This window comes from Nocardioides sp. CPCC 206348 (genome assembly GCF_048654705.1).
In the GTDB taxonomy this organism is placed as follows: domain Bacteria; phylum Actinomycetota; class Actinomycetes; order Propionibacteriales; family Nocardioidaceae; genus Nocardioides.
In genome coordinates, this window is sequence record NZ_JBMCZA010000151.1 from 2,366 (window position 1) to 2,782 (window position 417).

General features: G+C 71.2%; 1 pseudogene. It reads left to right on the top strand.

The window, feature by feature from the left end:
* A pseudogene (locus ACOADB_RS10670) lies at positions 1-323 on the top strand (phosphoribosyltransferase); the annotation flags it as partial.
* Positions 324-417: the final 94 nt, after the last annotated feature.

Sequence of the window (417 nt, forward strand, 5' to 3'; positions counted from 1 at the left end):
TCGAGGCCAGGGTCGGGTCGCTCCGCCGCGGCCGGCCGAGGGTGTCGCTGCGGGGCCGGGTCGCCGTGATCGTCGACGACGGCATCGCCACCGGGTCGACGGCCCATGCCGCATGCCTGGTCGCGCGCGACCAGGGCGCTGTCCACGTCGTCGTGGTCAGCCCGGTCGCGCCGGCCGACATCACGGCCGACGACCTCACCGCGGACGAACTGATCTGTCACGAGATGCCATGGGCGTTCGGGGCCGTCGGGAACTTCTACCGTGACTTCTCGCCGACCACCGACGAGGAGGTTCGTACCCTCCTCGACGCGGCGACCTGGTGAGCCCCACCTGACAGGATCAGCCCATGCGACCTGGTGACCCTGGCTGGCTCGAGGCGGAGCAGAACCGCCTCCTGGACTTCGGGACCAGCGCTGC